At 70.5% G+C, this 19,495-nt stretch carries 21 protein-coding genes and 1 pseudogene; 16 read left to right on the forward strand and 6 right to left on the reverse strand.

Annotation, left to right across the window (positions count from 1 at the left end; translation table 11 throughout):
* Window positions 1-58: 58 nt before the first annotated feature.
* The 4 genes from ACK5KK_RS08920 (at window position 59) to ACK5KK_RS08935 (ending at window position 2,603) form a co-directional block, all read left to right on the forward strand.
* Window positions 59-379 carry a helix-turn-helix domain-containing protein gene (locus tag ACK5KK_RS08920; RefSeq protein ID WP_416889735.1) on the forward strand — a complete coding sequence of 107 codons (321 nt, stop codon included), beginning with the start codon at window positions 59-61 and terminating at the stop codon, window positions 377-379.
* Window positions 380-388: 9 nt separating this feature from the next.
* Window positions 389-610: a DUF3046 domain-containing protein gene (locus tag ACK5KK_RS08925; protein WP_416889736.1), complete on the forward strand. Its 222-nt coding sequence runs from the start codon at window positions 389-391 to the stop codon at window positions 608-610.
* Between the two features lie 269 nt (window positions 611-879).
* Window positions 880-1,932, forward strand: a complete 1,053-nt coding sequence (gene recA / locus ACK5KK_RS08930) for a recombinase RecA (protein ID WP_416889737.1) — start codon at window positions 880-882, stop codon at window positions 1,930-1,932.
* Between the two features lie 2 nt (window positions 1,933-1,934).
* Complete coding sequence (locus ACK5KK_RS08935; RefSeq protein ID WP_416889755.1) at window positions 1,935-2,603, forward strand: regulatory protein RecX; 669 nt, start codon at window positions 1,935-1,937, stop codon at window positions 2,601-2,603.
* Here ACK5KK_RS08935 and ACK5KK_RS08940 read toward each other — a convergent pair.
* A complete protein-coding gene (locus tag ACK5KK_RS08940; protein ID WP_416889738.1) occupies window positions 2,552-2,893 on the reverse strand; it encodes a hypothetical protein in 342 nt (113 codons plus the stop codon). The genes ACK5KK_RS08935 and ACK5KK_RS08940 overlap by 52 nt on opposite strands.
* A 64-nt stretch (window positions 2,894-2,957) precedes the next feature.
* Between ACK5KK_RS08940 and ACK5KK_RS08945 the strand changes: the two genes are divergently transcribed.
* From ACK5KK_RS08945 to dapF, 4 genes are read left to right on the forward strand one after another with little or no spacing between them, the layout of a single operon-like run.
* Entirely contained in the window at window positions 2,958-4,367 is a 1,410-nt protein-coding gene (locus ACK5KK_RS08945; RefSeq protein ID WP_416889739.1) for a PLP-dependent aminotransferase family protein, read from the forward strand.
* A 40-nt stretch (window positions 4,368-4,407) separates the two neighbouring features.
* Window positions 4,408-5,940, forward strand: a complete 1,533-nt coding sequence (miaB, locus tag ACK5KK_RS08950; protein ID WP_416889740.1) for a tRNA (N6-isopentenyl adenosine(37)-C2)-methylthiotransferase MiaB — start codon at window positions 4,408-4,410, stop codon at window positions 5,938-5,940.
* A 7-nt stretch (window positions 5,941-5,947) separates the two neighbouring features.
* A complete protein-coding gene (miaA, locus tag ACK5KK_RS08955) occupies window positions 5,948-6,871 on the forward strand; it encodes a tRNA (adenosine(37)-N6)-dimethylallyltransferase MiaA (RefSeq protein WP_416889741.1) in 924 nt (307 codons plus the stop codon).
* Window positions 6,872-6,908: 37 nt separating this feature from the next.
* Window positions 6,909-7,775, forward strand: a complete 867-nt coding sequence (gene dapF / locus ACK5KK_RS08960) for a diaminopimelate epimerase (protein ID WP_416889742.1) — start codon at window positions 6,909-6,911, stop codon at window positions 7,773-7,775.
* Window positions 7,776-7,894: 119 nt separating this feature from the next.
* Here the strand turns inward: dapF and ACK5KK_RS08965 are convergent, their stop codons facing one another.
* Window positions 7,895-8,536, reverse strand: a complete 642-nt coding sequence (locus tag ACK5KK_RS08965) for a class I SAM-dependent methyltransferase (RefSeq protein ID WP_416889743.1) — start codon at window positions 8,534-8,536, stop codon at window positions 7,895-7,897.
* A 70-nt stretch (window positions 8,537-8,606) separates the two neighbouring features.
* Between ACK5KK_RS08965 and hflX the strand changes: the two genes are divergently transcribed.
* A complete protein-coding gene (gene hflX, locus ACK5KK_RS08970; protein ID WP_416889744.1) occupies window positions 8,607-10,127 on the forward strand; it encodes a GTPase HflX in 1,521 nt (506 codons plus the stop codon).
* Between the two features lie 6 nt (window positions 10,128-10,133).
* On the opposite strand, the gene ACK5KK_RS08975 is transcribed toward hflX, so the two are convergent.
* Genes ACK5KK_RS08975 through lexA form a run of 3 tightly spaced genes read right to left on the reverse strand, consistent with a single transcriptional unit; the run spans window position 10,134 to window position 14,021 of the window.
* The gene (locus ACK5KK_RS08975) at window positions 10,134-11,999 is read right to left on the reverse strand and encodes a S9 family peptidase (protein WP_416889745.1); all 1,866 of its coding nucleotides are present in this window, start codon (window positions 11,997-11,999) and stop codon (window positions 10,134-10,136) included.
* Window positions 11,996-13,318: a hypothetical protein gene (locus ACK5KK_RS08980; protein ID WP_416889746.1), complete on the reverse strand. Its 1,323-nt coding sequence runs from the start codon at window positions 13,316-13,318 to the stop codon at window positions 11,996-11,998. Before ACK5KK_RS08980 ends, ACK5KK_RS08975 begins: the two co-directional genes overlap by 4 nt.
* Window positions 13,319-13,355: 37 nt before the next feature.
* On the reverse strand, window positions 13,356-14,021 hold the full coding sequence (lexA, locus tag ACK5KK_RS08985) for a transcriptional repressor LexA (RefSeq protein ID WP_416889747.1): 666 nt from the start codon (window positions 14,019-14,021) through the stop codon (window positions 13,356-13,358).
* Between the two features lie 267 nt (window positions 14,022-14,288).
* Between lexA and ACK5KK_RS08990 the strand changes: the two genes are divergently transcribed.
* From ACK5KK_RS08990 to ACK5KK_RS09015, 6 genes are all read left to right on the forward strand, one after another.
* The gene (locus ACK5KK_RS08990) at window positions 14,289-14,642 is read left to right on the forward strand and encodes a LysM peptidoglycan-binding domain-containing protein (protein ID WP_416889748.1); all 354 of its coding nucleotides are present in this window, start codon (window positions 14,289-14,291) and stop codon (window positions 14,640-14,642) included.
* A 70-nt stretch (window positions 14,643-14,712) separates the two neighbouring features.
* The gene (locus ACK5KK_RS08995) at window positions 14,713-15,798 is read left to right on the forward strand and encodes a histidinol-phosphate transaminase (RefSeq protein ID WP_416889749.1); all 1,086 of its coding nucleotides are present in this window, start codon (window positions 14,713-14,715) and stop codon (window positions 15,796-15,798) included.
* Window positions 15,795-16,406: an imidazoleglycerol-phosphate dehydratase HisB gene (hisB, locus tag ACK5KK_RS09000; RefSeq protein ID WP_416889750.1), complete on the forward strand. Its 612-nt coding sequence runs from the start codon at window positions 15,795-15,797 to the stop codon at window positions 16,404-16,406. Before ACK5KK_RS08995 ends, hisB begins: the two co-directional genes overlap by 4 nt.
* Window positions 16,403-17,047: an imidazole glycerol phosphate synthase subunit HisH gene (gene hisH, locus ACK5KK_RS09005; RefSeq protein ID WP_416889751.1), complete on the forward strand. Its 645-nt coding sequence runs from the start codon at window positions 16,403-16,405 to the stop codon at window positions 17,045-17,047. The genes hisB and hisH overlap by 4 nt, the downstream gene beginning before the upstream one ends.
* A 47-nt stretch (window positions 17,048-17,094) precedes the next feature.
* A complete protein-coding gene (gene priA / locus ACK5KK_RS09010; protein WP_416889752.1) occupies window positions 17,095-17,841 on the forward strand; it encodes a bifunctional 1-(5-phosphoribosyl)-5-((5-phosphoribosylamino)methylideneamino)imidazole-4-carboxamide isomerase/phosphoribosylanthranilate isomerase PriA in 747 nt (248 codons plus the stop codon).
* Window positions 17,825-18,604 carry an SseB family protein gene (locus tag ACK5KK_RS09015; RefSeq protein ID WP_416889753.1) on the forward strand — a complete coding sequence of 260 codons (780 nt, stop codon included), beginning with the start codon at window positions 17,825-17,827 and terminating at the stop codon, window positions 18,602-18,604. Before priA ends, ACK5KK_RS09015 begins: the two co-directional genes overlap by 17 nt.
* A gap of 139 nt (window positions 18,605-18,743) precedes the next feature.
* Here the strand turns inward: ACK5KK_RS09015 and ACK5KK_RS09020 are convergent, their stop codons facing one another.
* On the reverse strand, window positions 18,744-19,139 hold the full coding sequence (locus ACK5KK_RS09020) for a DUF1844 domain-containing protein (protein WP_416889754.1): 396 nt from the start codon (window positions 19,137-19,139) through the stop codon (window positions 18,744-18,746).
* A gap of 222 nt (window positions 19,140-19,361) precedes the next feature.
* Here ACK5KK_RS09020 and ACK5KK_RS09025 point away from each other — a divergent pair.
* Window positions 19,362-19,495: pseudogene (locus ACK5KK_RS09025) on the forward strand (translation initiation factor IF-3); the annotation flags it as partial.

Genomic DNA, 19,495 nt, shown 5'->3' on the forward strand with positions numbered 1-19,495 from the left:
CGTTGTCCATCCGGAACCACCCATATTCGAGAGTGAGGAGGGGCGCAACGTGAGCAACATGATTCTGGTTCGCGAAGAGATCGGCGATGTCCTGCGCGACCTCCGCCTGCAGAAGGGGCACACCCTCCGGCAGGTCGCGGGGCGCGCGAGTGTCGCGCTCGGTTACCTCAGCGAGGTCGAGCGCGGTCAGAAGGAGGCGTCGAGCGAGATCCTCGCCGCCGTCGCGGACGCGCTCGACGTGCCGATCTCGGCGATCATGCGTGAGGTCGGTGACCGCATCTCGGTGCTGGAGGGCCTGCACTCGTTCCCGGACGTCGTGCCGGACGACCTGGCGGGTCTGGGAGAAGACCTCGTCGCGTCCGAGCTGTCCTACCGCTGACCGATCGGAATGCGGCTCAGCGAGTTTGACCGCGCCGTCGAGGAAGAGTTCGGTGCGCGTGCGGGGAGCATCCTGCATGACCTGACTCTCGCGAAGGTGGGGTACCGGACGGCGGCGGAGGCGATGCGCGCCGGTGTTCCCCCGCGTGAGGTGTGGCTGGCGCTGTGCGACGAGGCCGACGTTCCCCCCGCCCGGCGGTACGGGGCGGGGTTGCGCGACCCGCGGCGCTGATCCCCGCGGCTCGGCGTGTCATCGAAGATTCGTTCGATTCTGGCGTAGTCTCCTGCACAGCAGGTGTTCGTGGCATTTCAATCACACGAGCGGCCGACCGAAGCGTTGATGTCGGAGGTCGTGCCTAGTGTGATCGATGTCACAACGACACCGACGCCTTGTCGTCACCGCTGGCCGTGGTCCTGCCACGACGGGCGGTGCGACAGCCTACAGGCGGCCCCATCCTCCGGGCGCGGCAACGCGACGGAAAGAACACGTAAGGAGTAGACATGCCATCACCCGCAGATCGTGAGAAGGCGCTCGAATCGGCCCTCGCGCAGATCGATCGGCAGTTCGGCAAAGGGTCGGTCATGCGGCTGGGCAGCGACGAACGCGCCCCGGTCGAAGTCATCCCCACCGGTTCCATCGCGCTGGACGTCGCCCTGGGCATCGGGGGCATCCCGCGGGGCCGCATCGTGGAGATCTACGGCCCGGAGTCGTCGGGAAAGACCACTCTGACCCTGCACGCGATCGCAAACGTGCAGCGCGCGGGCGGTATCGCCGCGTTCATCGACGCCGAGCACGCACTCGACCCCGAGTACGCACGCAAGCTCGGCGTCGACATCGACGCTCTCCTGGTGTCGCAGCCCGACACCGGGGAGCAGGCCCTCGAGATCGCCGACATGCTGATCCGTTCAGGGGCCATCGACCTGGTCGTCATCGACTCGGTGGCCGCGCTCGTCCCCGAGGCTGAGATCAAGGGCGAGATGGGGGACTCCCACGTGGGTCTGCAGGCCCGGCTCATGTCGCAGGCGCTGCGCAAGCTCACCGGCGGGTTGAACCAGACCCGGACCACGGCCATCTTCATCAACCAGCTGCGCGAGAAGATCGGCGTGTTCTTCGGTTCGCCCGAGACGACCGCCGGTGGAAAGGCGCTTAAGTTCTACGCCTCGGTGCGCATGGACATCCGTCGCATCGAAACGCTGAAGGACGGCACGGATGCCGTCGGAAACCGCACCCGTGTCAAGGTCGTCAAGAACAAGATGGCGCCGCCGTTCAAGCAGGCCGAGTTCGACATCCTGTACGGGGTGGGGATCTCCCGGGAGGGAAGTCTCATCGATTTCGGAGTCGAGCACGAGATCGTGAAGAAGTCCGGTGCGTGGTACACCTACGACGGCGAGCAGCTGGGTCAGGGCAAGGAGAACGCTCGCAACTTCCTCATCAAGAACGAGGACATCGCCGCAGAGATCGAGGGCAAGATCAAACAGAAGCTCGGTATCGGCCAGCCTCGGGGCGCCGAGACGCCGGTGCCGGATGAGCTCGCCGCACGCCGGCCCGCGTGACGATGACCGGATTCGACGGCGCCGCTGGCGCGGGGGCCGCCCCCGAGCCGACGGCGCCGGTCATCCCGCTGTTCAGCCGTGACCGCCCGGGGTCTGCGCCGCACGAGCACAACGGCGGTGAGTCCGCTGCGGCAGCGGCGTGGCACGCCACCTGGGCCGAAGACGAACAGCCGCCCGACGACAGCGCTCAGGCCGTCCACGCGGAGCAGGACCTGCTGGGCAGACTGCGTCGCCGGTCGCTGTCGGTGCGCGAAGCGCGCCGGGTGCTCGCCGGACACGATCTTGACCAGGCGCAGGTGGACGGGGTGATCGAACGGGCGATTCGCAATGGATATCTCGATGATCGCCAGCTCGCTGAGCAACTCGTGCACACCGCCGTCGAGCGGCGGGGGAAGGGGCGCGTGGTCGCCGCACAGGAGCTCAGCGCGCGCGGGGTTCCGCGCGATGTCGTTGATGAGGTGCTCACGACCCTCCCCGACGACGAAGCCGAGCGGGCACTCGAGTTTGCCCGCACCCGGATCTCGCGTTTGACCGGCCTCGACCGCGACGTGGCGTTGCGTCGCCTGGCCGGTCAGCTCGCCCGCCGTGGGTACGCCGCCCATGCGCTGTCGGCGGCCCGTCAGGCACTCGACGAGGCCAAGACTCCGGTCTTGCGGGTGCGCTTCGAGTGAGGTTCGGCCGGCAACAGCTCGGCCACGACCCGGCTCCCGAGGTCGGGATGGGTGCGCAACGTTGCGACGACCGAACGTAGCGCGGCAACGGGGGTCGGCGCTCCGGTGCGGAGCCCGGCGTCAGCGGAAGCCTCGTGGCGGAGGAGGGTCGCGTCCAGGGCGAGAAGGAGAGTGCCCGCGCTTTCCACGGTGACCTCGTCGAGGGCGATCCGGTCGAGGAGCTCGGTTATGGTCCACTCGTGGACGAATGGATCACAGTTTGAGGCGTCGGTGGCGGAAGTTCGGCTCATTGGTCCAGAGTGGAGGGGAAGACCGCCCGACTGGAGGGCCAATTCGAGCGAAGTGGACACTGCATTGGATCACATCGATGCCGACGTACTCACGGCCCGTCTCGGCCGGTGGGTCGACGGCGGCGGCACCCTCGGGGGGCGTCTGTCACGTGCCGTCGCGGCGCTCATCGAATCGGGTGCGCTTCCCGCCGGGGTGCGTCTGCCGGCCGAACGCGCCCTGGCGCACGCCATCGCGGTCTCGCGGGGAACCGTCGTGGCTGCCTACGGTCTGCTCGAGGAGTCGGGGCTGGTCGTGCGGCGGCAGGGTAGCGGGACGCGCGTGGCCGGGCATGCGGGCCGCCGCGCGGGCAGCGAACGCCACCGCGCCACGGCCGGCCTCCTGGCGGCCGCTCCCGCGGGAATCGACCTCCTGCGGGCGGTGCCGCGGGTGTCCCCGGGGATGACGGAGATCATCGCCGCTCACCGGCTCATCGTCGATCCGGTGGTCCACTCCGAGGGGCCGACGCTGGGCCTGGCCGACGTGCGCTCCCGGATCGCCCAGGTGATGACCGACGACGGCACCCCGACGACGGCGGAACAGATCGTGGTGACCCACGGCGCGCAGCAGGCGCTTCACCTGGCGGTGAGCGACCTGGTATCCGAGGGCGACATCGTCCTGACCGAGAGCACCACCTGGCCCGGCCTGACCGACACTGTGCGCGCGCGAGGCGGTCGCGTGCACGGCATCCGTACCGGCCCGGACGGGATAGACCTCGACGAACTCGAAGCCGCCGTGGCACGGTTGCGTCCCGTCCTGATCGCGGTCGTGCCGCATCACCACAATCCGACCGGGTCGCGGATGCCCGCTCCGGCGCGCCAGCGGCTCGCGGATGTGGCGGCGAGCTTCGGGGTACCGGTGCTCGAGGATCGCGCGCTGGCCTCCGTGAGCTTCGACGGCGTTGTCCCGCCGTCCCTCGCCTCGCTGCGTCCCGACGCGCCGGTGCTGGTGTCGGAGTCGGTGTCGAAATGGTCGTGGAGCTCGTTGCGGTTCGGGTGGTTGCGTGCCGATCCGGCGACCGTGCAACGGCTGCGGACCGCCCGCCACCTGATGGACCTGTCCACCAGCGTGCCGACACAGCTGCTCGGGTTGGATGTCCTCGCCCACGCCCGGCCGTTGCGCCGGGAATACAGCCTCATCCACGCCGAGTCGGCCGAGGTGCTGCGCGCCGCGGTCGCTCAGTGGCTGCCGGACTGGGAACTGCCGACCGTACACGGCGGGCTGTCGTACTGGGCGCCGCTTCCGGCCGGCTCGGCGAGCGCGCTCGCGCGGCTGGCCGCCGAAGAGGGCGTGTCGATCGCCGGTGGCACCGAGTTCACAGCGGCGATTCCCACCGACACGCATGTGCGGCTGCCGTTCACCGCCTCCCACGACGACCTCCGTGAGGCGGCACGGCGGCTCGGCTCCGCCTGGCTGAGGTACCGCGAACTGCTCTGACGCGGACCCGCACGCCGGCCGGATCGTAGAATGGGGGATCATGAGCCACCCGTCTGCCACACCCACGGACGTCGCCCCGTCCGCCGCGGCCATCTCCGACGACGGCACCGTGCGCACCTATGAGGTGCGCACCTTCGGCTGCCAGATGAACGTGCACGACTCCGAACGGCTGTCGGGGTCGCTGGAGGCGGCCGGGTATCGCCCCGCCGCCGCCGGCGCCGAGGCCGACGTGATCGTCATCAACACGTGCGCCGTGCGCGACAACGCCGCCGGCAAGCTCTACGGCACCCTGGGTCACCTCAAGAGCCGCAAGGACAAGCACGACGGCATGCAGATCGCTGTCGGGGGCTGCATGGCGCAGATGGACAAGAACACCGTCCTGGACCGTGCCCCCTGGGTCGACGTCGTCTTCGGCACCCACAACATGGGGTCGCTGCCGACGCTGCTGGAGCGTGCGCGGCACAACGGCGACGCCGAACTGGAGATCCTCGAGTCCCTGGAGGTGTTCCCGTCCACCCTGCCGACCAAGCGTGACTCGGTGTACAGCGGGTGGGTGTCGATCTCGGTCGGCTGCAACAACACCTGCACGTTCTGCATCGTGCCGAGCCTGCGCGGCAAAGAGAAGGACCGCCGCCCCGGCGACATCCTCAGCGAGATCCGCCTGCTCGTCGACGACGGGGCCCTGGAGGTCACGCTGCTGGGACAGAACGTCAACAGCTATGGCGTCGAGTTCGGCGACCGACAGGCGTTCGGCAAGCTGTTGCGGGCCGCGGGGGAGATCCCCGGACTGGAGCGCATCCGCTTCACCAGCCCGCACCCGGCCGCGTTCACCGACGACGTCATCGACGCGATGGCCGAGACCCCCGCCGTCATGCCGCAGCTGCACATGCCGCTGCAGTCCGGGTCCGATCGCGTTCTGAAGGCGATGCGGCGCTCGTACCGCAGCGCCCGCTTCCTCGGTATCCTCGACCGCGTGCGCGAGCGCATTCCGCACGCGGCGATCTCCACGGACATCATCGTCGGATTCCCCGGCGAGACCGACGCCGACTTCGAGGAGACGATGCGCGTCGCGGAGCAGGCACGGTTCGCCAGCGCTTTCACGTTCCAGTACTCGATCCGTGAGGGGACACCGGCGGCGACGATGCCCGATCAAGTCCCGAAGGCCGTCGTCCAGGAGCGTTACGACCGCCTCGTCGCGCTGCAAGAGCGCATCAGCCTGGAGGAGAACCAGACCCAGCTCGGTCGGCGATTGCAGGTGCTCGTGTCTACCGGCGAGGGCAAGAAGGACGCCGCCACCCACCGTCTCACTGGTCGCGCCGAGGACAACCGCCTGGTGCACTTCGAGGTCCCCGCCGGCTCCGAGCAGCCGCGGCCCGGCGACGTCGTCGCGGTCACCGTGACCCACGCCGCCCCGTTCCACCTGCTCGCCGATCGCCCGGGGGGCGAGCCGCTGCAGGTGCGCCGCACGCGCTCGGGCGACGCCTGGGAGCGTCTGCAGGCCGAGTCGTGCGCGCTGCCGGCACCCGACGGTGCGCGCACCGTGTCGCTGGGCTTGCCCACGCGTCGGGCGTGACGCGCCCGTGACTGACGCGCGGCCGCGGCTGTGGGCCGTGGTCGGCGCGACCGGCACCGGGAAGACCGCCCTCTCGCTCGATCTCGCCGAGCGCCTGCGCGACATCGGACGCGGCGCGGAGATCGTCAACGCCGACGCGATGCAGCTGTACCGCGGAATGGATGTCGGCACCGCCAAACTGCCGCCGCAGGCCCGTCGCGGCATCCCGCATCACCTCTTCGACGTTCTGGCGGTCACCGACGAGGCGGCCGTGGCCGTGTACCAGGTGCGCGCGCGGGGAGTGATCGAGGAGATCTTCGCCCGGAACGCGGATGCCGTGCTGGTCGGCGGCTCCGGGTTGTACGTGTCCAGTGTCGTGTTCGACTTCGCTTTCCCGCCCCGGGACGATGCGCTGCGGGCGCGGCTGGAGGCCGACCTGGCCCGAGACGGCGGGGAGAGGCTGCTCGCCCGGCTGCGGGAGCGGGATCCCGCCTCGGCGGCCCGCATCGACCCGCGCAACGATCGCCGCATCGTCCGTGCGCTGGAGGTGGCGCTGTCCGGTGCCGCCGGATACGGGGGTGCCCTGCCGGCGCACCCGCGACTCTGGCACGACCCGACGACGATTCTCGGAGTCCACGTCGACCGCGGTGACCTCGTGGTCCGGCTCGACGCGCGGGTGGAGGCGATGTGGCGCGACGGATTGGTCGCGGAAGCCGAACGCCTCCGCGACCAGGGCCTGGAACGCGGAGCGACGGCCCGCAAGGCGATCGGCTACCAGCAGGCGCTCGCCCAGCTGGCGGGGCGGCACAGCGAGGCGGAGGCGATCGCGCAGACGCAGGCGCTCACCCGCCGGTACGCGCGGCGCCAGGTCTCCTGGTTCCGGCGCTACCCCGGCATCCGCTGGACCACACCGTCGCACGACGTCGCCGGGCTCGTCGCCGATGCGCGGTGACCGAACCTGGGGGAGGGTGGAAGCCTAGAATCGTCGGGTGTCCACCATCGCATTCACCAAGGGCCACGGCACCGGCAACGACTTCATCATCGTTGCTGACGTCGACGGCGGCCTGACCCTCCGCGACGAACAGATCGCGGCGCTCACCGACCGACGGTTCGGGATCGGCGCCGACGGCATGCTGCGTGTGGTGCGCTCCGCCGCGCTGCCGGAAGGAGCGCAGACCCCCGACGCGGTCTGGTTCATGGACTACCGCAACGCCGACGGTTCGGCCGCGCAGATGTGCGGCAACGGCATCCGCGTCTACGTCAAATACCTCGTCGAGTCGGGACTGATCGAGCTGGCCGTGGGCGAATCGGTGGCCATCGGCACCCGTGCCGGGACCAAGACGGTGAGCCGCACCGAGACGGGATTCGAGGTCGACCTGGGCCTCTGGGTCGCCGACACCACCGAAACCCTGGTGCGCGCGAAGGGCGTGCCGGTGGCGCGTCCCGGGCAGGGGATAGACGTCGGCAACCCGCACATCGTCGTCGCACTGTCGGCCGGCAGTGAACTGGACGGTCTCGACTTGACGGTGCAGCCGTTGGTCGAGCCGCTGCCGCCGTACGGCGCGAACATCGAGTTCGTCGTCCCGGACGACCCGCTCGTGCACGCCGGAGTCGGGTCGATCCGCATGCGGGTGTTCGAGCGCGGCGTCGGCGAGACGCTGTCCTGCGGCACCGGCGTGGCGGCGTCCGCTCTCGCGGTGCGCCACTGGGCGGGGCGCTCCGCGCCCGAGCAGTGGCGCGTGGAGGTTCCCGGCGGCGTGCTCGGCGTCCGCATCGTCGGCGCGGCCGACGGGGAGCACGTGCTGCTGTCGGGGCCTGCCACGTTGGTGTTCTCCGGTGAGGTCGCCCTGGCCTGACTGTGAGGATGGCGTTCGCAGCCTGATAGTGCTGGGCTGTTGGCTGGCGGCGTCCTCGGCGGGATCCTCCGCGGCAGGACGGCTCGGCGTGGTGGGATGGCTCAGCGCACGGGGACGGCTCAGGGCAGTGGGACGGCGTCGGTGCGCGGCGTCCCGTGTCGCCGGACCTTGAGGACGCGGAAGCCACGTCCGGTCGCCGCCCGGGTGATCGTGTAGCCGTCGTCGAAGGTGGCTGCGAGCCAGCGTTGCAGGGAATCGGACCCCAGGTTGCGCTGCACGACCAGCCAGGCGTCGCTGCTCTCATCGAGACGCGGAATCCACGTCTGCATCAGCTCGTGCAGCACGCCCTTGCCCACCCGGATCGGCGGATTCGAACGGATCGTGCGGAACGCGATGTCCGCGGGAACCTCGTCCGGGGTCACCGCCGTGAGGTTGTTGAGCCCGTGCTCGGCAGCGTTGCGGCGCACCAGGTCGAGGGCGCGCTCGTTGACGTCGACGGCCCACACCGTCGCGTGCGGGGCCTCCAGCGCGAGCGAGAGGGCGACCGGCCCCCACCCGCTGCCGAGATCCAGGAGGTGCCCGCCCGGTGGCGGCGGTGGCGTGTTGGCCAGCAGCACGCCCGTGCCGGAATCGACATGGTCGGGACTGAACACCCCGCCCGCGGTCGTCACCTCGAGTGCACGGCCGGCCAGGGTGACGCGGATGCGGCGGAGATTCTCGGGACTGGACGGGGAGGCGCTGAAATAATGGTCGCTTCCCACGAGTGCGATCGTAGCGGAGCCGACCCCCGCGACAGGAAACTAGACTGCAAGCCGACCGCGAAAGGACGCCATGATCGCCCCGAAGACCCCCGCCGACTCCGACGGCGCACCGGTGGACCCGGTGGAGCGGGTGTTGTCGCGCGCCGGGTCGCGGTCGGAGGTCCGGGTGTTCGACAGTGCACAGGCGCTGCAGGATCAGGCGACCGTCTCGTACGCCGACACCGATGGCGAACAGTGGGACCGGGAGGACCGCGCCGCGCTCCGTCGCGTGCCGGGCCTGTCGACCGAGCTGGCCGACGTCACCGAGGTGGAGTACCGGCAGCTGCGCCTGGAGAACGTCGTGCTGGTGGCGGTGTATCCCCAGGGTGCGCAGGAGGACGCCGAGAACTCCCTCCGCGAACTGGCCGCGCTCGCCGAAACGGCGGGGGCGGTCGTGCTCGACGGCGTGATGCAGCGGCGCCCGCACCCCGACCCGGCCACGTATGTCGGCCGCGGCAAGGCCACGGAGCTGCGCGACCTGGTGGCCGCGGTGGGCGCTGACACGGTCATCGCCGACACCGAGCTCGCGCCGAGCCAACGCCGGGCGCTGGAGGACGTCGTGAAGGTCAAAGTCATCGACCGGACGACGGTCATCCTCGACATCTTCAGTCAGCACGCCAAGAGCCGCGAGGGCAAGGCCCAGGTGGAGCTGGCGCAATTGGAATACCTGCTGCCCCGACTGCGCGGCTGGGGCGAGTCGATGAGCCGCCAGGCCGGCGGTCAGGTCGGCGCGGCCGGCGCGGGCATGGGATCGCGTGGTCCCGGTGAGACCAAGATCGAGCTGGATCGCCGGCGCATCCGCACCCGGATGGCGCAGCTGCGCCGGCAGATCCGCGGATTCGAGCCGGGCCGGGAGGCCAAGCGCGCGGAACGCAAACGCCACACGATCCCCTCCGTGGCGATCGCGGGGTACACGAATGCGGGCAAGTCGAGCCTGCTCAATCGGCTCACCAGCGCCGGTGTGCTGGTGCAGAACGCGTTGTTCGCGACGCTGGATGCCACCGTCCGCCGGGCCGAGGCAGCCGACGGCCGCATCTACACCCTCACCGACACCGTCGGATTCGTTCGGAACCTGCCGCATCAGCTCGTCGAGGCGTTCCGGTCAACGCTCGAAGAGGTGGGCGCGGCCGACGTCATCGTCCACGTCGTCGACGCGGCGCATCCCGATCCGGCGGCCCAGTTGGCGACGGTGCGTGAGGTCATGGCGGATGTCGGAGCCCGGGCCACGCGCGAACTCGTCGTGTTCAACAAGGTTGACCTGCTCGACGAGGGCGAGCGACTGGTGCTGCTCGGGTTGGAGCCGGATGGGCACGCCGTGTCGTCGCGCACCGGTGAGGGCATCGACGTGTTGCGCGCCGCGATCGAGGCGGCGCTTCCACTGCCGGCCGTCGAAGTGCGTGCGCTGGTTCCGTACGACCGGGGCGATCTGGTCTCGGCGGTCCATTCCAGCGGACACATCGTGGCGACCAGCCACGAACCGGGCGGCACGGCCGTGCACGCGCACGTCTCGGAGCGGCTGGCCGCAGAGCTCGCGCCGTTCGTGGTGGAGTGACCGCGGTCAGGACAGATCGATCGGTGGGACGCCGGGCGCGTCGAACCCGAAGACCGCGCCGAGGAAGGCCAGTTCGGACTCGAGGGCGTGCACGATGGTCTCGGCCCGCCGGAACCCGTGTCCCTCGCCCGGGTAGAGCACGTAGGCGTGCGGGATGCCGCGGGCCGCGAGCGCATCGCGGATCGCTTCGGCCTGGGAGGGGGGCACAACGGCATCCTCGTCGCCCTGCAGCAGGAGCAGCGGGACGCGGAAACGATCCGCGTGGCTCAGCGGTGAGCGGGCGCGGTACACCTCTTCGGCCTCCGGAAGCGGTCCGATGAGCCCGTCGAGGTAGCGCGCTTCAAAGTCGTGCGTATCGGCGGCGAGCATCCGGGCGTCGCCGACGCCGTAGCGGCTGATCCCAGCGGCGAACACGTCCGAGGCCACCAGCGCACCGAGCACCGTCCAGCCGCCGGCCGAACCGCCCTCGATCGCGATGCGGGCCGCGTCCGCACCGTCGGCGGCCAGCGCCCGCGCGGCCGCGACGACGTCGGCCACGTCCGCGACGCCCCACTGTCCGCGCAATCGCTCGCGATACGCGCGCCCGTAGCCGGTCGACCCGCCGTAGTTGACGTCGAGCACGCCGATGCCGCGGCTGGTGAAGTAGGCCGTCTTGGTGTCGGCGACGCCGCCGACGTGGGCGGTGGGGCCGCCGTGTACGAACACGACGTACGGTGGCCGCTCGCCGTCGGCAGCGGTGACGAGCGGGTTCGTGGGTGGATAGTCGAAGGCGTGGACCGGCCCGCGCGGACCGGCGACGGTCATCGGTCTCGCGACCGGGAGCCACTGCTCGTCGAGACCGATCGTCGCCGAGTGCACGAGCGTCACGGCATCGCCGTCGACGAGCCACAGGCCGGTCGTTCCCGGCGCCGTCCCCGACACGAGGGTGCGGGTGCCGTCGGTCGCGTTGATGACCAGCCGGGAGGTCGCCGACACGGGGAGGTCGGTGACGTGCCCGTCCGGCGAGATCCGGACCAGGCGGTCCGAGCCGTGCGTGCGCACCGCGACGACACCGCCGTCGTCCTGCAGTGCGTACCAGCGCAGTCCGAGGACCCACAGTCCGCCGCCGGTGTCGGCGTCGGCGGGAGCGAGAGCGCCGCGCCCGGTGCGGTAAAGGTTCCACCGCCCGGTCGGATCGTCGATGTACACGAGATCATCGCCCCACCACGCCGGCTGCAGCGCCGCCGTCGTTCCGGTCGTGACCGCGTGGGTGTCACCGTCGTTGAGTACGCGGGTGCAGATGCGGGTGGCGTCCCACGGCATGTCGGGGTGGTCCCAGGCGACCCACGCCAGCCGGGTGCCGTCCGGGGACAGCGCGGGCTGGGCGACGAAGTCGGAGCCGGTCGCCAGTTCCACCGTCGCAGGTCCCGGTTGTGCGGGGACGGCCACGATCGACCGTCGCGGTGTGCCGTCGCCGCGATGGTCTTCGCGCACGGCGAGGAGGGTGTCCGCCTGCCAGCTCAGCCCGCCGTGGCGCACGAGGCCGTCGGTGTCGGGCGTGAGTGGCACGGGGGCGTCGCCGGGGGCCAGCAGCCACACCCGCTGGTCGGACCTTTCGACGAAGAAGAGGCGGCCGTCGGGGGATGCGGTCCACGACCCGCCGCCGTACTCGTGCACGCGCGACCGCGCGCTCCACGGACTCGGCAGCACCTCGTCGATCTCGCCCGCGGCCGTCCGGCGCCGCACCGCCGTGCGCCCGCCCTCGGCGGGAATCCCCTCACCCCACCAGATCTCGTCGCCGACGAATGCCGCCCCCTCCAGGCGGAGTGATCCCGCCGATGCGGCGGCGGCGGTGAGCGGCGATTCCCACGAGCCGTAGGGCGAGGTCGTCACGAGGCCACCTCGCTCGCGGCAGCCGCGAACTGGCGGTGCTCGTCGGGGCGGCGCTGCAGCACCTCGAGCACGCCCGCGACGACGAGCGCGGTGAGCGTCACAAGGATCACGTCTTCAATGCCGAGTGGACGCGCACCGAAAAGCCACAGCGCGGCACCGATCACGACGAGCGTGCGGACGGTCACGCGATGACGGCCGAGCCACGCGCCGAAGGCGCCGGTGTCGATTCCGCGGTGCGCGATTGCCGCGCGGGCGTGGCGGTTGAGGGCACCCACCGTCTCACGCGCGGCGGTGGCGCCACGGGAGCGGCCCATGACCCACCCGAGGACGACCAGGAATACGCCCAGGAGCGCGATCACCCAGGCGGATTGGGCCATCGTGCCCACGAGCGCCTGGTAGATCACCTGCATGGCCGTGGGGTCGAGGCGCCCCGCCGCCGTGGTGACCACGGTTCCGCCGAGCGAGAAGGCCAGGCCGAGGGCGCCGGCACCGAGGGCCAGGCCCACGCCGGAACCGGCCACCGCGCTCGCGCGGCGGCGCGCGAGCGCGACGCCCGCGGCGAACAGGACGAGCACAGCGATCGGCAGCGTCCAGCCGACCACGTCGGCGAGCGCGTACGCGGTGCGCAAGATGGTGACGCCCTCGCCGGAGCCGACGATGATGACGCGATCGACCGTCGGGATCGCCGCGGCGATCCCGACGCCGTCGTCGACGAGATTCTGCTTGAGCTGGGCCACGACGGTGCCGACCGGGATGCCGAGTCCGTCCGCGTTGAGGACGATCAGCCCCGCGCCGTCGGAGGTGGCGGCCGTCGTGAGCGCTCGGTGCGCCGAACGCACCGTCGCCGCCCACACATCCGAGAAGGCGTCCGAACGCACGGCGGAGGCGACAGCGTCGTTCACGAGGTTCTGCATGCCCTGGGCAGCAGGTTGCTCCAGCGCGCGCAACGCCGACTCGGCGGCGGGGCCCAGGCCCAGCTCGCTGATTCCGTCGAAGACGCTCCCGGTGAGGGCGTCGAAGTCGATCTGGGTGTCGATCGCCCGCTGAGTCTGTTCGATCGCGAGGTTCTGCACGGCCGGATCGTCGACGAGCGGCGCGAGGGTCGCGACGAAGGACTCCTCGTCGACCAACTGCACGCGCGCCCACGCGGTCACGATCGAGACCGGCAACAGGATCGAGGCCACGACGATGCACACGGCCGACAGGATCGAGCGCGTTCGGCCGCCACGGCCAGCGGTGGCGAGCCGGGCGTTGTCGACTTCGAGCGAGCGCACGCGTGCGCGGAGTTCGTCGAGCTCGTCGGCGGTGGGGGAGGTCATACCCTCATCATGCCCCGCGGGGACGACACCGGCGAGCTCAGACCGCGCGCAGGATGGCGACAACTTTGCCGAGCACGACCGCCTCGTCGCCGAGGATCGGCTCGAAGGCCGAGTTGCGCGGGAGCAGCCAGGTGTGGCCGTCGCGACGGCGGAAGGTCTTGACGGTGGCCTCGCCGTCGAGCATGGCCGCCACGATGTCGCCGCTGTCGGCGTCGGCCTGTGTGCGCACCACGACCCAGTCGCCGTCGCAGATCGCCGCATCGATCATCGAATCGCCGCTGACTTTGAGCATGAACAACTCACCCTTGCCGACGAGCTGACGCGGCAGCGGGAAGATCTCCTCGACCTGCTGGTCGGCCGTGATCGGCACCCCCGCCGCAATGCGGCCCACGAGCGGCACGAGTGCGGCGTCGCCGACGGCGGGGGCGAGGTCGGCCGGGTTCTCGGTGCTCGCTCCCGGCAGATCGATCAGCACCTCCATCGCGCGCGTCTTGCCTGCGTCGCGACGGAGGTAGCCGCTCAGTTCCAGCTGGTTGAGCTGATGCGTCACGCTGGAGAGCGATTTGAGTCCCACCGCGTCGCCGATCTCGCGCATGCTCGGCGGATACCCGTGCTGCGCGATGGAGCGCTGGATCACCTCCAGGATGGCCAGCTGCTTGTCGCTCAGGTTCTTGCGTCGGCGGGTCTGCGGCTTGTCGGTCATCGGCCGTGCTCCTTCGGTGTCACCGCCGATCTTCGGCCGCGTGAGGCGGATGTCGGAGGTCGATGGTGGGGTCTTGTCATCGAAACGGTATCCCGTGCTTCGGTTGTCGATCGGCAGGCGCCCGCGTGTCGTCTTCGATTGATTTCCGATTCGGAGCCCCGTTTGACAATCCACGATATCGAAGATAAGTTCGGAAGAGAGATTCGTATCCGGCCTTCCCGGCCGAAGGTCGAATACGAACCTCTCCACACTTCTTGGAGGCATGACATGACCGCCATCGATCTACCCGCCGCCCGCTCGCTCCCGCAGACCCGCCTGCGACTGACGCTGCGCGGCCGGCGTGTGCTCGCGGCGCTGCCGGCGGTCATCGCGCTGGCGATCGCGGTCCTCTCCGGCGGGGGAGCGCTCGCCTCGGCCTCGTCGGCGGCGGGCGGCGCCGACGAGGCGTTCGAGGTCGTCACGGTCATGCCCGGCGACAGCCTGTGGGCGATCGCCGAGCGGGTCGCTCCGAGTGCCGATCCGCGCGACGTCGTCGACGACATCGTGCGCCTCAACGCGCTCTCGGGCGCGCGTCTGGATCCGGGGCAATCGATCGCGATCCCGGCGCAGTACGCGGGCTGACGGCAACACGACCCTCGCGATGACCGCTGCGCCGCCGATCGCGGCCGGGTGCGGCGCCTAGCATGGGGGCGTGAGTACGAGCCTGGACGACCTCCCCCTTCGTGACGACCTGCGCGGCCTGACGCCTTATGGTGCGCCGCAGGCCTTACTTCCCGTCACCCTTAACGTCAATGAGAACACGCATCCCGTGCCGCGCGAGGTCGCCGCGGACATCCTCGATGCCGTGGCGCAAGCCCTGCAAGACGTCAACCGGTATCCCGATCGCGAGTTCACGACGTTGCGGGAGGGTTTTGCGGACTACCTTGGCCACGGTCTGTCGCCCTCCCAGATCTGGGCGGCCAACGGTTCCAACGAAGTGCTGCAGCACCTGCTGCTGGCCTTCGCCGGACCGGGCCGCACCGCGTTCTCGTTCGCCCCCACGTACTCGATGTATCCGTTGCTGACCGGGGCCACGGGGGCCACCTACGTCGCCGGGACGAGAGAGGCTGACTACACGCTCGACCCCGAACGCGCCGCCGCGCAGGTCGCAGACGTGCAACCGGACGTCGTCTTCCTCTGCGCACCGAACAATCCCACCGGTACCGCGGCGAGCCTCGAGGTGATCGCCGCGGTGTACGACGCCGCGCCGGGGGTCGTGATCGTCGACGAGGCCTACCAGGAGTTCGCTCCGCGCGATGCCCCGTCGGCGCTCACGCTGCTGCCGGGACGCGAGCGCCTGGTCGTCTCGCGCACGATGAGCAAGGCGTTCGCGTTCGCGGGCGCGCGCGTCGGCTACCTGGCCGCCGATCCCGCCGTGATCGACGCGTTGCGCCTGGTCCGTCTGCCCTACCACCTCAGCGCTCTTACGCAGGCGGCTGCGTCGGCGGCGCTGCGGCACGCCGCCACGATGCTCGGCATGGTGGACGCGATCATCGGGGAACGCGACCGTATCTCGGCCACGCTGGAAGCCCTCGGCTACACGCCCGCCCCGAGCTCGACGAATTTCGTGCTGTTCTCCGGCGTCGACGACCCCGCGCGCACCTGGCAACAGCTCTACGATCGGGGCATCCTCATCCGCGACGTCGGCATCCCGCACAGCCTGCGCGTCACGGCGGGGACCGCCCAGGAGACGACCGCGTTTCTGGATGCGCTCGCGTCGATAGACTCGGGGACATGAGCACCTCCGCCCCGCGTACGGCAGCGGTCCACCGCGTCACCAGCGAGTCGACCGTCGAACTGGAGTTGAATCTCGACGGCACCGGCACCAGCCGCATCGACACCAGTGTGCCCTTCTTCGACCACATGCTCACCGCGTTCGCGAAGCACTCGCTGACAGATCTCACCGTCCGCGCGTCGGGCGACACCGACATCGATGCCCACCACACCGTGGAGGACATCTCCATCGTGCTCGGCCAGGCCATCCGCACCGCGCTGGGCGACAAGGCGGGCATCTCCCGCTACGGCGATGCTCTCGTGCCGTTGGACGAGGCCCTCGCGCAGGCGGTCGTCGACATCAGCGGGCGTCCCTACCTGGTGCACGCCGGTGAACCCGCCGGTTTCGAGCACCACCTCATCGGTGGGCACTTCACCGGCTCACTCGTGCGTCACACCTTCGAGGCCATCTCCTTCCACGCGGGACTCACGGTGCACGTCACGGTTCTCGCCGGACGCGACCCCCACCACATCGCCGAAGCGGAATATAAGGCGTTCGCTCGCGCATTCCGCCAGGCCAAGGCCCTCGATCCGCTCGTTCAGGGCATCCCGAGTACGAAAGGGGCGCTGTGACCGACGCACCGGTGGTGGCGGTGCTCGACTATGGCTCGGGCAATGTCCACTCCGCGGTGAAGGCGCTGGCCGAGGCCGGTGCCGACGCGCGGCTGACCTCAGACCGAGGGCTGCTGCAGGATGCTGCGGGGCTCGTCGTTCCCGGCGTCGGCGCGTTCCGCGCGGTCATGGAAGCGTTGCACGCCAGCCGCGGTGACGAAGCGATCGAACGGCGTCTCGCGGGCGGCTTGCCGGTCCTGGGCATCTGTGTCGGGATGCAGGTGCTGTTCGGTCGCGGGGTCGAGCGCGGCGTCGACACGGAGGGCATGGGGCAGTGGCCGGGCGTGGTCACCGAGCTCGATGCGCCCGTGCTGCCGCACATGGGATGGAACACGGTACGGGCTGGCGCCGGGTCGGTGCTGTTCGATGGGATCGAGCACGAACGGTTCTATTTCGTGCACTCGTTCGCCGCCCAGCACTGGACGCTCGAGGTGCTGAAGCCCTTTCGCGAGCCGGTCGTCACGTGGAGCGATTACGGTGCGCCGTTCCTGGCTGCGGTGGAGAACGGTCCGCTGTCGGCGACGCAGTTCCACCCCGAGAAATCGGGGGCGGCGGGTATCCGCCTCCTCGCCAACTGGATTCAGGCGTTGCCGCGGGGCTAGTCTCGGTCGATGTGCGAGCCGCGCACACCCCGATCCCACCCGGAGCCATGAACGATTTCGCCTCGACCCCCGCACTGACCCTCCTTCCGGCCGTCGATGTCGCCGACGGGAAGGCCGTCCGCCTCACCCAGGGCGAAGCCGGCACCGAAACCAACTACGGCGACCCCGTCGAGGCCGCTCTGACGTGGGCGCGTCAGGGCGCCGAGTGGATCCACCTGGTCGACCTCGACGCGGCCTTCGGTCGCGGCTCGAACACGGCGATCCTGCGCAAGGTCATCAAACAGCTGCGCGGCGTGCAGATTGAGCTGTCGGGCGGCATCCGCGACGACGACACGCTCGAATCGGCGCTGGAGTCCGGCGCGAGCCGGATCAACCTCGGCACGGCGGCCCTGGAGAACCCGGAGTGGGCCGCCAACGTGATCGGCCGTTACGGCGATTCCATCGCGGTGGGCCTCGACGTTCGCGGCACGACTCTCGCCGCACGGGGATGGACCAAGGAGGGCGGCGACCTGTGGCAGGTGCTCGACCGGCTCGAGGATGCCGGGTGCAGCCGCTACGTCGTCACCGACGTCACCAAGGACGGCACCCTCAAGGGCCCGAACCTCGACCTGCTGCGTCAGGTCGCCGAGCGCACCGCGAAGCCCGTCGTCGCCTCCGGCGGGGTATCGAGTCTGGACGACATCGCCGCGCTGCGGGAGTTGGTGCCGCTGGGCGTCGAGGGGACGATCGTGGGCAAAGCGCTGTACGCGGGGGCGTTCACCCTGGCGGAGGCCCTGGATGTCGCCCGCGGATGACGATGCCAGCGCACCGGGCGACTCGGCGGGCGTTCCCTGGGAAGGGCGGAGCTTTCAGGCCAATCCGCACGCCGACGACGACGGCTCCGCCGATCCGTCGCTGCTGGCCGCGCTGACGGCGTTCCGCGGCGGCTCCGGCGATGCGGTCGCCGTCGTGGAGGCATATCGCCGGGCACGACTGCTGATTCCGCTCGTGGCCGAGAAGGGGGACGAAGGCGTCGGCCCCACGGGGCTGCCGGTCGACAAGACACAGGAACTGTCCATCGTCACGGTCGCCGCGCCCGATGGGCGGCGGGTGCTCCCCGTGTTCACGTCGGTGGGGACCATGACGGCGTGGGATCCGTCGGCGCGGCCGGTGCCGGCCGAGGGTACCCGTACGGCGCTCGCCGCGGCGGATGACGACACCGATCTCATCGTGATCGACCCCGGCTCGCCCACCGAGTTCGTGCTGCGCCGCCCCGCCGTGTGGGCCATCGGACAGGGGCAGCCGTGGGAGCCGTCGCCGTCATCACCGGAGGTGTTCGCGGGACTGCAGGAGAGCATCGGCGCAGAACTGGGCATCCTCGACCTGTCCGTCACCGCGGGCGACCCGCAGAGCCGGTTGCGCGGGCCCGAACTCGTCGTCAGTCTGCACCTGATGGCGGGACTCGATCAGGCCGAACTGGACGCCGTCATGCAGCGACTCGCCGCCCGGTGGGCCGCCGATGACCGCATCGCCGTGCTCGTCGACTCTCTGACCGTGAAACTCCTGCGCGCGCGCTGACCCGTGTGGCTCCCGAATCCACGAGACCGCACCTGGATGGTCGAGACCGCGAGTATTCCCGGCAGTCTCGACCACGCGGATGCTGTCTCACGGCCGACCGGGGGCGCGGGGCGGGGCGGCAGGCGGCGGATCCCGGGGATCAGGTGACTGGACCGGTCCACTTCTCGCCCGGTCCCTGACCGATCGGGTCGGGGACGGCGGATGCCTCCCGGAAGGCCAGCTGCACCGAGCGGAGGCCGTCGCGCAGGGATCGTGCGTGCATGTCGCTGATCTCGGGTGCGCCGGCGGTGATCAGCCCGGCCAGGGCGTTGATGAGCTTGCGCGCCTCGTCGAGGTCGCGTTGCGTCTCCGGTGCATCGGCCAGCCCGACCTTGACGGCGGCCGCGCTCATCAGGTGCACCGCCGTCGTGGTGATGACCTCCACGGCGGGGACGTCGGCGATGTCGCGTGTCGCCGAGCGAGCGGCGCGTTCTTGTTCCTCCCAGCGCGCGTGCCGGGCATCGGCGTCGGAGGAGGGGTCCGGGATCGTAGTCACGTCGTGCTCTCTGCTAGACTTGGCGGGCACCGGAGCGGTCTGCTTCGGATCGAAAGAGGATCACATCCCACCCGCGCTTGCCGCTTCAGGCTACCGGGTCGCGCACTCCGCCCCGCATCGCCGGGGTAGCCAGGGTGCAGGAACAGTAGCGATGCAAGTGCGTCGCGCGGGGTGGCTGGGGTGCTCTTCCGCCCGGGGGACGCACGTGTCCCGGGGCCCGTCATCCGCATCGAAGAGGAGTTCCGCATCAGCGATCCCCGCACCAATGAGCGCATCCGCGTCCCCGAGGTCCGCCTCGTCGGGCCGAACGGAGAGCAGGTCGGCGTCGTCCGCATCGAAGTCGCTCAGCGTCTGGC

Origin of the sequence: Microbacterium sp. (assembly GCF_047972865.1) — a bacterium.
Lineage (GTDB): Bacteria > Actinomycetota > Actinomycetes > Actinomycetales > Microbacteriaceae > Microbacterium.